This is a genomic window from Kribbella sp. NPDC026596, assembly GCF_040638415.1.
GTDB lineage: Bacteria > Actinomycetota > Actinomycetes > Propionibacteriales > Kribbellaceae > Kribbella.
In genome coordinates this window covers 53,721-67,613 of record NZ_JBEZYF010000016.1, presented here as the reverse complement: position 1 = coordinate 67,613, position 13,893 = coordinate 53,721, and the positions used below count along the sequence as shown (strand labels likewise).

General features: G+C 69.0%; 14 protein-coding genes. 7 read left to right on the top strand and 7 right to left on the bottom strand.

Features of this window, described 5'->3' with window-relative positions:
• Positions 1-339: 339 nt before the first annotated feature.
• A complete protein-coding gene (locus AB0E63_RS15840; RefSeq protein WP_360365947.1) occupies positions 340-507 on the bottom strand; it encodes a hypothetical protein in 168 nt (55 codons plus the stop codon).
• An 18-nt stretch (positions 508-525) separates the two neighbouring features.
• Between AB0E63_RS15840 and AB0E63_RS15835 the strand changes: the two genes are divergently transcribed.
• Positions 526-1,107 carry an NUDIX hydrolase gene (locus AB0E63_RS15835; RefSeq protein ID WP_360365945.1) on the top strand — a complete coding sequence of 194 codons (582 nt, stop codon included), beginning with the start codon at positions 526-528 and terminating at the stop codon, positions 1,105-1,107.
• A gap of 959 nt (positions 1,108-2,066) precedes the next feature.
• Here the strand turns inward: AB0E63_RS15835 and AB0E63_RS15830 are convergent.
• From AB0E63_RS15830 to AB0E63_RS15815, 4 genes are all read right to left on the bottom strand, one after another.
• Positions 2,067-2,282 (bottom strand): hypothetical protein, encoded by a 216-nt coding sequence (locus AB0E63_RS15830; RefSeq protein ID WP_360365943.1) that lies wholly within the window; start codon positions 2,280-2,282, stop codon positions 2,067-2,069.
• A gap of 30 nt (positions 2,283-2,312) precedes the next feature.
• Positions 2,313-2,600 carry a WhiB family transcriptional regulator gene (locus tag AB0E63_RS15825; RefSeq protein WP_131285495.1) on the bottom strand — a complete coding sequence of 96 codons (288 nt, stop codon included), beginning with the start codon at positions 2,598-2,600 and terminating at the stop codon, positions 2,313-2,315.
• Between the two features lie 150 nt (positions 2,601-2,750).
• Positions 2,751-2,948 (bottom strand): hypothetical protein, encoded by a 198-nt coding sequence (locus tag AB0E63_RS15820; protein ID WP_360365941.1) that lies wholly within the window; start codon positions 2,946-2,948, stop codon positions 2,751-2,753.
• A 997-nt stretch (positions 2,949-3,945) separates the two neighbouring features.
• The gene (locus AB0E63_RS15815; RefSeq protein WP_360365940.1) at positions 3,946-6,069 is read right to left on the bottom strand and encodes an ATP-dependent DNA helicase UvrD2; all 2,124 of its coding nucleotides are present in this window, start codon (positions 6,067-6,069) and stop codon (positions 3,946-3,948) included.
• A 99-nt stretch (positions 6,070-6,168) separates the two neighbouring features.
• Here AB0E63_RS15815 and AB0E63_RS15810 point away from each other — a divergent pair, with 99 nt between their 5' ends.
• Together AB0E63_RS15810 and AB0E63_RS15805 are read left to right on the top strand one after the other, a co-directional pair.
• Positions 6,169-6,408, top strand: coding sequence for a mycoredoxin (locus AB0E63_RS15810; protein ID WP_360365938.1), 240 nt, complete (start codon positions 6,169-6,171; stop codon positions 6,406-6,408).
• A gap of 98 nt (positions 6,409-6,506) precedes the next feature.
• The gene (locus tag AB0E63_RS15805; protein WP_360365936.1) at positions 6,507-8,906 is read left to right on the top strand and encodes a hypothetical protein; all 2,400 of its coding nucleotides are present in this window, start codon (positions 6,507-6,509) and stop codon (positions 8,904-8,906) included.
• Here AB0E63_RS15805 and nudC read toward each other — a convergent pair whose 3' ends face one another.
• Complete coding sequence (gene nudC / locus AB0E63_RS15800) at positions 8,907-9,830, bottom strand: NAD(+) diphosphatase (RefSeq protein WP_360365934.1); 924 nt, start codon at positions 9,828-9,830, stop codon at positions 8,907-8,909.
• Positions 9,831-9,869: 39 nt separating this feature from the next.
• On the opposite strand from nudC, the gene deoD reads away from it, so the two are divergent.
• Entirely contained in the window at positions 9,870-10,583 is a 714-nt protein-coding gene (deoD, locus tag AB0E63_RS15795; RefSeq protein ID WP_360365932.1) for a purine-nucleoside phosphorylase, read from the top strand.
• A gap of 26 nt (positions 10,584-10,609) precedes the next feature.
• Positions 10,610-11,122, top strand: a complete 513-nt coding sequence (locus tag AB0E63_RS15790; protein WP_360365930.1) for a hypothetical protein — start codon at positions 10,610-10,612, stop codon at positions 11,120-11,122.
• A 6-nt stretch (positions 11,123-11,128) separates the two neighbouring features.
• Here AB0E63_RS15790 and AB0E63_RS15785 read toward each other — a convergent pair whose 3' ends face one another.
• Positions 11,129-11,770, bottom strand: coding sequence for a TetR/AcrR family transcriptional regulator (locus AB0E63_RS15785; RefSeq protein WP_360365928.1), 642 nt, complete (start codon positions 11,768-11,770; stop codon positions 11,129-11,131).
• A 178-nt stretch (positions 11,771-11,948) separates the two neighbouring features.
• On the opposite strand from AB0E63_RS15785, the gene AB0E63_RS15780 reads away from it, so the two are divergent.
• The gene (locus tag AB0E63_RS15780) at positions 11,949-12,755 is read left to right on the top strand and encodes an SDR family oxidoreductase (RefSeq protein WP_360365926.1); all 807 of its coding nucleotides are present in this window, start codon (positions 11,949-11,951) and stop codon (positions 12,753-12,755) included.
• Positions 12,756-12,761: 6 nt separating this feature from the next.
• The gene (locus tag AB0E63_RS15775) at positions 12,762-13,886 is read left to right on the top strand and encodes a DUF5938 domain-containing protein (RefSeq protein ID WP_360365924.1); all 1,125 of its coding nucleotides are present in this window, start codon (positions 12,762-12,764) and stop codon (positions 13,884-13,886) included.
• Positions 13,887-13,893 lie beyond the last annotated feature (7 nt).

Here is a 13,893-nt window from a genome sequence, read left to right as displayed (position 1 = left end):
ACAGACCACCCCAGCCGCGACGTCCGCCCGCCCACAGACCACCTCAGCCGGGCCCTCGTCGCCACAGACCACCCCAGCCGCGAACCCGTCCGCCCACCAGACCATCCCAGCCGGGACCCAGTCCCCCGCAGACCACACCCACCCGCGCCCCGCCCGCCGAGAGCCCACCCCAGCCGCGACGCGCCCGCCGACAGCTCACACCCGCCCGCCGATCACGTCGGCCGTGCCCGCCACGCCAGGGGTTGCCCCCTCAAGTGGAGGGTTGCCCACTCAGAATCTCAGGGGGCAACCCTCCAACTCAGGGGTTATCCACTCAGTTGGAGGGTTTGCCCAGAGGGCTCACCAGTAGAGGGGGTCGAGCTTTCCTTCGATGCTGCGGACGTTCTCGCGGGCGCACCGGTCGCAGTACAGGAGCTTTCGGCCGTTCTCCACCGAGGTCACCCAGGTCAACGGCGTGTCCTCCGACTCCGCCTGCTGTCCACACAACGCACAGGTAGCTCTTGCCATAGCAGTAGTCTGCACCGCGTGCGTTGGCTGATCCACGAAGAACAGGAACTCTGGGCCAGCCCGTGGCTGAGCGTACGGCGCCTGGACGTCGAGCAACCCGACGGCCGCCGCGTCGATTACCACGCGGTCCGCCTGAGCGACGTGGCCGCCACGGTAGTCACCATCGACGGGAAGGTGCTGCTGATGTGGCGGCACCGGTTCCTGACTGACTCCTGGGCGTGGGAACTCCCGATGGGCATCATCGAGCCCGGCGAATCCCCGATGACCGCGGCCGCCCGCGAGCTCGAGGAGGAAACCGGCTGGCGCCCCGGCCCGCTCACCGACCTGATCCGCTCCCAACCCGGCGCCGGAATCATGGACTCTACGCACCACGTCTTCCGGGCCACGAGCGCGACCCGGATCGGCGAACCAACCGAGCGAAACGAGTCCGACCGAATCGAGTGGATCCCGCTCGCCGACGTACCCGGGATGATCGCCCGCCACGAAATCCTCAGCGGCATCACCCTGCTCGGCCTACAGCAGACCCTGCTGGCGGACGCCGGACTCGCCGGGACGCGGACCCCCACCACTACACAACCGCCACCTCCCCCACCCGCCTAAGCGCGACACCCGCCGCTCCGGCGCAGTTGATGAGTGCTGGAGGTCCGGGCCGCGGTCACCGCCGGGCCTGGGAGTAGGCCCGGGCCGGCGCCGGCGCCGGAGCCGAGCGCCGGGGGGCCGAGGGCTGGAGCTGGGGTCCGAGGGCTGGGGTCCGAGGGCTGGGGTCCGAGGGCTGGGGCTGGACGCTGGGGGCCGGGAGCCGGGGGTGGGGACCGAGGGCCGGGGACCAGGGCCGGGGGCGGGAGCCGGGGTGGGGACCGAGGGCCGGGGAGCCGGGAGCCAGGAGCCAGGGTCGTGGGCCGGGGCTCGGGCCTAGGGTCCGGGGCTCGCCGGGGTGCGGACCGCCAGCACTACACAACTGCCAGCTGCAGCCTCCGCCTGAGCCTGGCGCCTGCCGCTCGGGGGCAGTTAGTGAGTGCCGGACGTCCGACATGTTCACCGGCGGGGTGGGCAGAGGGCTGGGCCGGAGCCGAGCGCGGAGCGGAGAGCCGGGGCTGGAGCCGAGCGCTGAGCCGAGCGCCGGAGGCTGGGCCGGAGCCGCGGACGGGACTTGAGGCTGGGGGTTGGGACGGGGCCGGAGGCTGAGGCGGAGCAGGGGCTTCGGGCTGGGGCTTGGGCTCGGGGCGAGGGCTGGGACCGGGCTGGAGGCTGAGGCGGAGCCGGGGCTCCGGGCTGGGGCTTGGGCTCGGGGCGAGGGCTGGGACCGGGCTGGCGGCTGAGGCGGAGCCGGGGCTCCGGGCTGGGGCTTGGGCTCGGGGCGAGGGCTGGGACCGGGCTGGCGGCTGAGGCGGAGCCGGGGCTTCGGGCTAGGGCTCGGGACGGGGGCTGGGGGGTTGGTTGGGGATGGGTGAGGGGCGGCATCTTGGTGGATGCCGCCCCTCGGGTTCAGCTGGTCAGGCTGGGCTCGCTGGGGTGGTCCTCCTTACGGACCACCCCGGCGGGCGGTGTGTTCTGGTTGATCAGACCAGGCGGGCGAGTGCGAGGCGCGCGCGTGCGCTGGCCCTCTCAGCTCGCCGGCTGGCCCGCTCGGCCTGCTTCTGCGCCTTCTCGATCTGGTGAGCGAGGCGGAAGCGCCGGTTCTGCTCTGCGTCGTGCAGCGAAGAACGACAATGAGCACGGGCGAGATCTTCGTGAAGTAAATGCATCTCAGTTCTCCTGTGCGTCTGGTTGCTCATGGTTCGGAGTCTCGATTCGGATTGGATTCGTCAGGCCGCGGTTACGGTGTCGCTCTTGCGCGGACGCCCACGGGGCCGCTTGCGCGGAACCACCACACCCTGGACGAACAGCTCGCCACCCCACACTCCCCACGGCTCGGAACGCTCGAGCGCTCCGGCCAGGCACTCGGCCTTCAGCGGGCAGGTCGTGCAGAGAGACTTTGCGTACTCGACGTCCGCCGGCGATTCGGCGAAGAAGAGTTCTGGCGCGTAGGACCGACAGGGCAGGTCCTGCGACGTTGCCACCTCGGTGAAGACATCGAGGAAGCTAACGCTCATTCCGGTCACCTCCCAGTGACTTTTGGTTGCTGATCTCTTGTCGTCGGTGACTGCCGCCGGTTGACGGCTGCCAAATTCAGGGACAAACAAAAGGGCCGCGGGACCCTTTTCGGGTTCCGCGGCCTTGGAGGTGCCGGCTCTGACGTCATGTCAGACCGGTGGACTCCATGCTCGAGAACCCGAACCGCCGTACTTCACATCGCCGACAGCTCCGCCCAGGACCTGGGCAAAGGTGGAAGCCATGAGCACAACGGTCGCGACGTGCAGGCGCGGCGAGGCACCCTGAATCGGGGCGCACGGCAGCGCGGCAGCATCGCTGAACGGCTTCTTGACCGTGTTGGTGATCATTCCAGGGCACCTCCTCTCGTTGTGGCGAAGCGGGCGGTTAGCTCGATCGCTATGGTGGTTTGAAGTTTTCGGCCAGGCTTCGACCGCAGAAAGAACAGTACGCCGCCGGAGTCGGAGCCCGCAAACTATTTATCGCCAGTTTGCGAACTTGGCCGGAAGTTGCCGCCCCGGCGACCGGATCTGGCTGCCGCGACAGGATTCCGGCACGCTCCGGGACGCCAACCGCACGCTCCGAGATCGTTGCCTCTGTCACCTAAATGCCACGTCTGCCAGGAGCAGAACACCGCACGTCCTCCAGAGTGCGCCGCCAACCCCGTGCCTGGCAAGAGATTTCTCCGCTGCACTGACGAGGGTTGCCCGAACGGGCAGGTGCCGCTGCCGCAGCCAACGCTTGAACTGCGGGTAGCTCGCACCCGGAACTTTGCAGGTTGCCGATCGGCTGACTGCCGGCGGCCAAGCAAAGTCCCGGGTGCGAGCGGTTGGAGTTGAGGGCCGCGGTGAGGTGGGCGGGCCTAAGCGGTCGGTGGGACCGAGGCCCGCGCCGGTGTGGCCGGGGGCGGGGGCCGGGCTGAGGTGGGTGGACCTGGGGTGGCGGCGGAGTGGACGCCGCGGGTGATCGGCGGGGCGGAGGCGTGCCCGCCGGGCCCGGGCTGGCCGGCTGGGGTCGACAGCCGCGCCTGTGTGGCTGAGGTAGGCGGGGCGCGGTTGTGGCCGCGGGCGAGGTGGTGGGTCCCGGCGGAGGCGGGCGCGGTTGTGTGGCCGGTGATCGGCGGGGGCGGCGGTGAGGTGGGCGCCTCGGCGGCCGGTGGGGTCGAGGGCCGTGGTGTGTTGCTTGGGGCCGAGGTGGCGGGTCCGGGCGGAGGTGGACGGGGCCGAGGCTGGCGGTTGGAGGAGGCCGCGGGTGGGCGGGGCCCGGCTGAGGTGGGCGGGGCCAGGTGGCGGTGGGAGGGGAGGCCGCGGGTGATCGATGGGGACGCTTGGCCGGCTCGCGGGGCGGTTAGCGGGTGCAGAGGTTGAGGATGGGTTGGCCGTATTTGGTTAGTTTGATGTGGCCTATGCCGGGGATTCGGCGGAGGGACTGTTCGTCGGTGGGGCGGGTTTCGGCAATGGCTGTGAGGGTGGCGTCGGTGAGGATGACGAAGGCGGGCATGCGTTCGGTCTCGGCCTGTTCGGTGCGCCAGGCGATCAGGGCGTCGTACAGCTTCTGGTCGATCGTGGAGGGACAGTCCTCGCAGCGGCCGAGTTTGCGGGCGCCGGGGTCGAGGAGGCCACGGCCGCAGACCCGGCACTTGGGGATCGGGCGGCCGGACCGGCTGGACCGGGCCTCGGGGGACGGCCGCTCCCAGCCGACGGATGACGAGTTCCACTCGGTGCGCGCCGTACGCACACCGATCGGGTCCAGGAAGCGGGTCGGACCGCGTTGACCGCGGCCGCCGGGTGAGCGTGAGGTCGACCAGCTGACGAAGAGCTGCTGCTTCGCCCGAGTCACGCCGACATAGAACAGCCGCCGCTCCTCCTCCACCTGCGCCGGCGTCTGGGCGTAGCTGATCGGCAGTGTCCCTTCGTGCGCGCCCACGATGAACACGCAGCCCCACTCCAGCCCCTTGGCCGCGTGCAGCGTCGCCAGCGTCACCCCTTCGGCGAGCGGTGCGTGCTGAATCGACGCACGCCGGTCCAACTCCGCCATCAGGTCGCCCAGCCGAGCAGAAGGATTACCCGCAGCGAAGTCGGACGTCATCGTCACCAGTGCGCCCAGCGACTCCCACCGATCCCGCACCGCGCCCTTCCCAGTCGGCGGCTCCGGCGTCCACCCGGCCCCGGCCAACACAGCGGTCACCACCTCGACCAGGTCGTCCGACACGTCGCCGGCCTTCGCCTGACCCCGCAGCAGTACGGCGGCCTGCCGGATCTCGGCCCGCTCGAAGAACCGCTCGGCCCCCTTCAGCACCGTCGGGATCTTCCGCTCGGCCAGCGCCTGCTCGAAGTTCTCCGACTGCGCATTGGTCCGGAACAGTACGGCGATGTCCCGCAGCGCCACGCCCTCGTCGCGAAGCCGCACGACCGCCCGCGCCACCGCGTCGGCCTCCGCGACCTCGTCGGAGTACTCGCGGTACACCGGCGACGGACCGGCCTCCCGCTGCGACCGCAGTGTCACGCGACCCGGCAGGCCCGACGGACCGGCCGCGTCCAGGATCTTGTTCGCGACGTCGACGATCTGCGGGGTCGACCGGTAGTCCCGGACCAGCTTGATCACCGTCGCCGACGGATGCCGGGACGCGAAGCGCACCAGGTTCTCCGGCTCGGCGCCGGCCCAGGAGTAGATGGTCTGCGCCGGGTCCCCCACCACACACACGTCCTCGCGACCACCGAGCCACAGGTCGAGCAGACTCTGCTGCAGCGGCGAAACGTCCTGGTACTCGTCCACGACGAAGGTCCGGTACTGCCGCCGGATCTCGGCCGCCACCCGCTCGTCCTCCGCGAGCAGCGCGACCGCGCAGAGCAGCACATCCTCCAGATCGATCCGCCCGCGCTCCAGCTTCACGTCCTCGTACGCCGCGAAGATCCGGGCGATCGTGGCCGGATCGAAGGCCGCCAGGGTCCGGCCCGTGCGCGGCGCCAGCCGCGCGTAGTCGTCCGGCCGGACGTTGCTCACCTTGGCCCACTCGACCTCGCCGGCCAGGTCGCGCAGCGCGGGCGTGTCCACCCGGACCCGGCAGCGCGACGCCGCCTCAGTCAGCAGAGGGAACTTGCGATCCGCGATCGGCGGCAGCTCCCCGCCATACACCTTGGGCCAGAAGAACCGGGCCTGCCGTAGCGCGGCCGAGTGGAAGGTGCGCGCCTGCACGCCCTCGACACCGAGCTGTGCGAGCCGCCCGCGCATCTCACCGGCCGCCCGCTGGGTGAACGTCACGGCCAGCACGCGGAGCGGATCGAAGGTCCCGGTCCGGACGCCGTACGCGATCCGGTGGGTGATCGCCCGCGTCTTCCCCGTCCCCGCGCCGGCCATCACCACGACCGGTCCGTGCAGAGTCGTCGCGACTGCCCGCTGCTCAGGGTCGAGCGCCTCGAGCAGGGCGTCCGCGGAAGCGGAGTGTGTGAGATCGCTCACGGACGGGGACATCAGGGAACAGCACCACCTGCGGCAAGGTTCGGATATGTCGAAGGCAACCCTAGACGGGTCGCCCGACAGAAACCCCTCCCACTCCTTAGGAGTCAGCCGATGTCGGCTTTCACCATGTACTCGACGCCCTGGTGCGGTTACTGCCACCGCCTGAAGGGTCAGCTCAAGCGGGCCGGTATCGAGTTCGTCGAGGTCGACATCGAGCAGCAGCCGGATGCGGCGAAGCTGGTCGAGAAGATCAACAACGGCAACCAGACCGTGCCGACCGTGGTCTTCCCCGACGGCACCGCGATGACGAACCCGTCGCTGGCCCAGGTCGCGGAGAAGCTCGTCGCCTGATCATTCCGGAACGCGGGCGGGTCATATCGCCTGAGTTATGGACATTACGGTCATGACCGTTATACCTTCCTGTGACCAACGTCGCAGGGAGCCCGCCCATGATTCCGCGCCGTCCCGTCCGCTATGTGCTCAGTCGCCTTGCCCTGAAGAGCGCCGTCGCGACCCTGGCCGTCACGCTCGGCCTGCTCGCCGGCGGCGGCCTGGCCGCGACGGCCGGGCCACCTGACCCGACCGGCACGGGAGAAATCCCCTTCCCGTTCCCGTCGGAGAACGGCCCGATCCAGCCGCCGACCACCCCGTTCGCCCCGGCCGACGACGTCATCCACGACCTCGGCTCGCCGGTCCTCTCGCTCACCGTCATGGAGGGGGCGGTCGGCCGGCTGCCCGACGGACGCGACGTCGTGTACGCCGTACCCGCCGGTGAGAACGCCCGTCTCAACGTCGTGGACCTGCACACCCGCCAGCTGATCAGCGCGACGCCGCTTCCGGGCGCCGCGGGCGCGTGGGCGATCGTGGTGGCGCCCGACGGCAGCGTGTACGCCGGCACCTACCCGAGCGCGCACCTCTACCGCTACAGCCCGGACACCGGCACGGTGACCGACCTGGGTCAGCCCGTTCCGGGCGAGTCCTACATCTACGGCCTCACCGCCGACCAGAACGGCAATGTGTACGCCGGCACCTATCCGACCGCGCACGCCTTCAAGTACGACCCGTCGAACGGACAGGTCACCGACTACGGCTCCCTCGACCCGGTGCAGCAGTACGCGCGGTCGACGGTCTACGACCCGGACCACAACAAGCTGTTCGTCGGCGTCTCCACACCGAACGCACGGCTGTTGCGCATCGACCTGGCGACCAAGGCCGTCGAGGACATCACTCCCCCGGGCATCACCGCCAAGGACTTCATCGACCTGGACTACGCGGACGGAAAGGTGTTCGGCAACGCCAGCAGCCGGCTGGTCGTGGTCGACGCAGTCACCGGTGAGCAGGTGAAGTTCACCGACTCCACCACCGGCACGCAGGTCATGGACTACCCGATCGCCGCCCGGGGCGTGTCCGCGGCCGGTCCAGGTGGCGTGTACTTCACCAGCAACACACTGGCCCTCACCCACTACGACCTCGACACCAACACGGTCGGTCCGGTCACACCGCCGAGGACAGTGACGCGCGGCGGCTCGATCGGCTACGGCTGGGTGACCGAGAACGGCGTACCCGTCCTGTACGGCCTGGCCGGCAACTACTCCGGTGGCACGTTCCGGTACAACCCGGCGGACGGGACGCTCGCGCAGTGGAGCTCACCGTTCCAGTACGTGCCATCACCACTCATGCACGAGCTCGCCGATCCCGCCACGGGCAAGGTCTTCGTCAACGTCTACCTGAACGGGTCCACCGGCAGCTACGACCCGGCCACCGGTAAGACCACGATCACCACCCGGCAGGGACAGGTCGAGGACTGGAACTGGGACGGCAACGGCAAGCTGTACGTCGGCATCTATCCGTACGGCCGCCTGTCGCTCTGGGACCCGACCGCCCCCGATAGTCCGACCAATCCGAAGGAACTGTTCAGCCTGGTCGACAGCCACCACCAGAACCGGCCGGTGTCCGTCGTACCGGCCGGCAACCGCGTGTACGTCGGCACCACTCCGGCGTACGGCGAGTACGGCGGCGCCCTGACCGTGCTCGACGTTCCGACCGGTGCCTTCACGGTCTACCGCAACCTGGTGCCCGACCAGACGATCGCGTCCGTTCTCCCACTCGGTTCGAACGTCTGGGCGGGCTCCGGCATCGAAGGCGGCCAGGGCACCGAGCCCAAGGCCACCGAGGCGCATCTGATCGAGGTCGACCCGTCGTCCGGCCAGGTGCTGTCCGACATCGTGCCGGTGTCCGGCGCGGCCACCATCAACGAACTGATCACCGGACCGGACGGCAACCTGTGGGGCCTGGCCGACGGCGTCGTGTTCGTCGTCAACCCGTCCACCGGTCAGGTGATCCGTCAGCTCCCGGTGTTCAGCGGAGTCACCGGCGCCAACGACGGTGCGCTGTCCTGGCGCGACGGCTACCTGTACGGCGTCACCAGCGGCCGGCTCTTCGTCCTGGACATCCTCAGCGGCGAATCGACCATCCTGCGCGACCACGGCCTCAACCGGCTCACGCAGACTCCTGACGGCACGTACTACACGCTGCTGCGGCCGGACGGCTACACCAACCCGACCAACCTGGCCTCCTACACCCCACCGGCCGACACCTGTCCGCAGTCGGACATCCGGGCCGCGGTCTGGACCGGGAACGTCGACAGTCACGTGCAGAACCGCTTCGTCAGCTACGGCTGCACATTGACCGACGTCTTGCCGGATGCAGAGGCGGACTGGCCGAGCCACGGCGCCTACGTCATCGCCGTGGACAAGAAGCTCAGGCAGCTCGAGTCCGACGGCAGTGTGGAGCGCTGGGAGGGGGTCCTGATCCGCGCCGCCGCCGCACGGTCCGACGTGGGCTCGTGATCACCAGCTTCCGGTGAGCTCCTCGCCGTACCAGCCTTCGATCAGGCGGCGGGAGATGGAGATGTTGCCGGGGAGGGCCATCGTGCCGGCTTCGACCAGCGCACGAAGGTCCTCCCGGGTGAACCACCTGGCTTCGGCGATCTCGTCGGCGTCCACCTCGATGTCGAAGGCCGACGCCTTGGCGTAGAAGCCGAGCATCAGGCTGGACGGCAGTGGCCACGGCTGGCTGCCGGCGTACTCGATCTCAGGCCCCACGACCACACCGGTCTCCTCCAGGACCTCACGCCGTACGGCGGCCTCGAGCGACTCTCCGGGCTCGACGAAGCCGGCCAGCGTCGAGTACCGGCCTTCCGGCCACGCTTCGTTGCGGCCGAGCAGTGCGCGGTCCTGGTCGTCGGTGACGAGCACGATGATCGCCGGATCGCTGCGTGGGAAGTGCGAACGGCCGCACACCGGGCACTGCCGGACGTGTCCGGCCTCGACGACCTCGGTGTGTGCGCCACAGTTGGCGCAGTGCGTGTGGACGGCGTGCCAGTTGGACAGTCCGATCACGTTGACCGCGATACCGGCCTCACGGTCGTCCAGTACGGCGCCCATCTCGCGCAGGCCGGCGTACGACTCGTCGGCCTCGCCGTCGATCAGTACGGCGAACACCGCCCGTCCGTCCGCGGTCTGTCCGGCACCTGACTCACGGTCGATGCCCAGGAAGACCTTGGTGCCCTCAGGCGCCTCGGCGGGCGACACGAACAGCAGTGCGGTCCGGTCGGGGGTCACCCGCAGCTTGTCCTCGGACACCACGACCACCTGCGTGTCCGGGGCGGCCCAGGCCTTGGCCAGCCACTCCTCGTCACGCCTGCGGTCGGCCGCCCGATCGAGAATGGAGCGGGACAGCGCTAGGGAAGCTGGTGCGATGGAGTAGGCCACATGACTCAACATATCCCGGCCGCGTGAGAGCATCCCGGCATGAGTATTCACATCGCCGCCGAGAAGGGGCAGATCGCACCGCGGGTGCTGTTCCCCGGGGACCCGCTGCGGGCCAAGTGGATCGCCGAGACCTACCTGTCCGACGTGATCTGCTACACCGAGATCCGGAACATGTTCGGGTTCACCGGCACCTACAAGGGTGAGCGGATCTCTGTCCAGGGCTCCGGCATGGGCCAGGCGTCCGCCTCCATCTACGCGAACGAGCTGTTCGCGGAGTACGACGTACGCACCCTGATCCGGGTCGGGACGTGTGGCGCGCTGACCGAGGACGTCCGGGTCCGCGACGTGATCGTGGCGATGTCCGCGAGCACCGACTCGCAGATGAACCGGCTGCGCTTCCACGGCATCGACTACGCGCCGACCGCGGACTACCAGCTGCTCCGCGCGGCGGTGGACGCTGCCGAGGCGGCCGGGCTGAACGTGCACGTCGGTCAGGTGTTCTCCGGAGACCTGTTCTACAACGACCGTCCGGACCTGGTCTCGCGGACCGCGGAGTACGGCGTACTCGGCATCGAGATGGAGGCCGCGGCGCTCTACACGCTGGCAGCGAAGTTCGGCCGCCGCGCGCTCGGCATCATGACGGTGTCGGACCACCTGATCACGCACGAGGTGACCAGCGCGGAGGAACGGCAGACGACGTTCTCCGAGATGATCACCATCGCTCTCGACGCCGCGATCGAGGTGCCGGTCTGAAGCGCTATCTGGGCACTGTCACCGCCATGACCGTGGTTGCCCTCCTCACCGCCTGTTCTTCGTCCAAGGGCGACGAGCAGAAGGCGGACGACAAACCGGCCGCCGGCGGTACGACGTCCGCACCGGCACCGACACCGATGTCGACCATCAACGCCACCCAGGTGGTCGCCGGCCTCACCGGCGCCGGCTACAAGTGCACCCCGGACGTCGCCTACGTGACGTGTACGTCGGGCGCCACGTCGGTCGGGATCCTGACCGGATCGCACCCCCGTCCACCGGTGGTGTCGCTGCACGCGGCCGGACCGGTCGACACGTCGTCGGCCGAGATCGCCAAGGTGCTGCCACAGGTCCTGGAGCTCGCCCACGTCAACCAGGGCGGGGACATCGTCACCTGGTTCGGTCAGCAGAAGGCCAGCACGGCCCAGATGACCGCAGGCGACTGGCTGGTCGAGTACTCGGCCGAGGTCGACACCGACGAGCCCGGCACCAACCTGACCCTCACCGACAAGCTCTGCAAGGTGAACTGTCAGGCGGAGTAGGTCTGGTTACGCCGCGACCAGTTTCGGAAGGACCTGCTTGACCCGATCGGTCAGCAGGTCCGGCACCTTGTCCGGGGCCGCGGCGTAGCCGACCACGGCTTGCTCGAACAGGCCGTCCACCAATGCGTACGCCGTGGGCGCGTCGACGGTCGGCGTGGTCCCGGTGAGGTCGGCGTAGCGGGTGAGGATGCGCCAGATCATCTGCTCGAGCAGTTGGTCGATCGCGACGACATCCGGCCGCAGCTGCTCCTCGAACATGCTCTGACCGCGCAGGTCGTACCAGAGCCGGTGCATCGGGGTTTCCTCGACCAGTGTCTGCGTCATCTTGCCCAGGAAGCCGGCGGCCAGTTCCTCGCCGGAGGTGGCGGTCTCGACGACCTCGTCGTACCGCTGGGCGCACTTGGTCTTGTAGTGCCGCACGCAGTAGCTGATCAGGTCGATCTTGTCGCGGAAGTAGTAGTGCACGACGCCGTGGGTGAACTCGGAGTTGTTCGCGATCTCGCGCAGGCTGGTCCGCGCGTACCCCAGCTCGCCGAGCGTCTTCAGCGCCGACTCGGCCAACGCGACCCGGCGGCGCTCGATCTTGTCGATCCCGGAGATCCGGGCGGGCCGGTCCTCTTGCGCGGCGTTCGCCGAGGTCACGGTCACCACCCACTCCCTGTCGCACGGCCGGGTTCGTTCGCGTCAGCGTACCCCCGCCACGGGCCAGGCGCGTCCCGTGGCGGGGAGATTTCTTGACAAGTGTCAAACAAAGTCTTGACGAGTGTCAAACAACTGGCCAGAGTGTGAAACGACCCCGGTGTCCTTCAACCACAAGGAGCTTCTGATGGGCGGACTCGATCTCTCTGGCCGCAAGGCCCTCGTCACCGGTGGAGCCCAGGGGCTCGGCGAGGGGATGGCGAAGGCGCTCGCGGCGGCCGGCGCCAAAGTGGTCGTCAGCGACCTGCAGAAGGACCGCGGCGAGGCCGTCGCCGACGCGCTGGACAGCGAGTTCGGCGACGGCAACGGATTCGTCGCCCACGACATCACCGACGAGAGCAGCTGGGAGAACGCGGTCATCGCGGCCAACGACATCCTCGGCGGCCTGGACATCCTGGTGAACAACGCCGGCATCGAGATCACCAACCTGCTCACCGAGGTGACCGCCGACGAGATCCGCAAGATGCTCGAGGTCAACGTGCTCGGCACCACGCTCGGGATCAAGTGGGGCCTGCGGACGATGCGCCCGGACGGGCTGGCCGGCCAGGGCGGCGCGATCATCAACGTGGCCTCGGTCGCCGCGACCATCGCGTTCCCGGGCATCGCCGTCTACTCCGCGACCAAGTCCGCGGTCGACCGGCTGACGCGGGTCGCCGCGATGGAGTCCGGCAAGCTCGGGTACGGCGTACGCGTCAACTGCATCTATCCCGGTCTGGTGCCGACGCCGATGGGCGCGGGGCTGGCCAACGACGTCGCGCAGCTCGGGCTGTTCGAGTCCCCCGAGGCCGCGGTCGCCGCGGTGATCGGGCTGACCCCGGCCGGCCGGCTCGGTGAGGTCACCGACATGGCCGACGCGGTCGTCTTCCTCGCCTCGGACGAGGCGCGGTTCATCACCGGCATCGGACTGCCCGTCGACGGCGGAATGGGGATGTGATCGCAGATGAGCACAAAACCCGTTGTCGTGTACGGCGCCTCCGGTTACACCGGCCGGTTGGTGTGTGAGTACCTCCGCCACTACCACGTGCCGTTCGTGGCGGCCGGTCGCAATGAGCACAAGCTGAAGGAGTCGATGGACTCCCACGTGCCGGGCATCGAGACAGCCGACTACGAGATCGCCACCGTCGACCATGACGTGGCCGCGCTGACCGATCTGTTCAAAGGCGCGTCAGTGGTGCTCAACACGGTCGGACCGTTCAGCGAGCTCGGCCCAGCGGCGGTCGAGGCTGCTCTCGCGGCGGGTGCGCACTACACCGACACGACTGGCGAGCAGGACTGGCTCATGACCTGCGACGAGACCTATGGTCCGCAGTTCGCCGAGGCAGGCCTGCTGCTCGCTCCCGGGATCGCTCAGATGTACACGACGAGCGAGATCGCCGCGCAGCTGTGTCTGGAAGAGCCCGGCCTGGACACATTGGACATAGCGGTGTTCTGGGGCGGCAGTCCGACCATCGCATCGACCAGAACCATCTTGGTGAACGCAGCCACGTCCAAGGCGCACTACCTCGAACACAACGCGTACGTCGAGTTCCCCGAGCAGGGCCTGGTGTCCCTGGTGGTGCCCGGGCAACACGAGCTGGCGTTGTCGCTGCCGTGGGGTGGCATGTCGCACCCGGTCTGGTTCAAGCGCGATCCACGGGTGGCCAACTGCAAGTCGCAGGGCGGTGTCTTCAATGCCGCGCTGATGAACGGCGTACCGCAGATTGTCGCCGCAGCTCTCGAAGCCACCAAGGACATGGCTCCGGACGATCGCAACGCGGCGCTGACCGAGACCGCGCGTCAGGTGATGAACCAGATGCCGCCGCGCGAGAACCCACGCGTGAACAAGACGCTGGACTCCGTCCACGCCTCCGGACCGCTCGGCCGGGCGCACTGCGTCATCCATGGCAACAGCAACTACCAGCAGACCGGTCTGCTCCAGGCGTACGCGGCGTACTCACTGCTGCAGACACCGCCGAAGCGCGTCGGGTTCGCCAGTGGCTGCCAGGCATTCGGTCACCGTGAGCTGCTCGGCGTACTGCGCAGCTTCGGGTTGGTATCCGAACCACAACTGACCACGCTGCACTGAAGGAGTC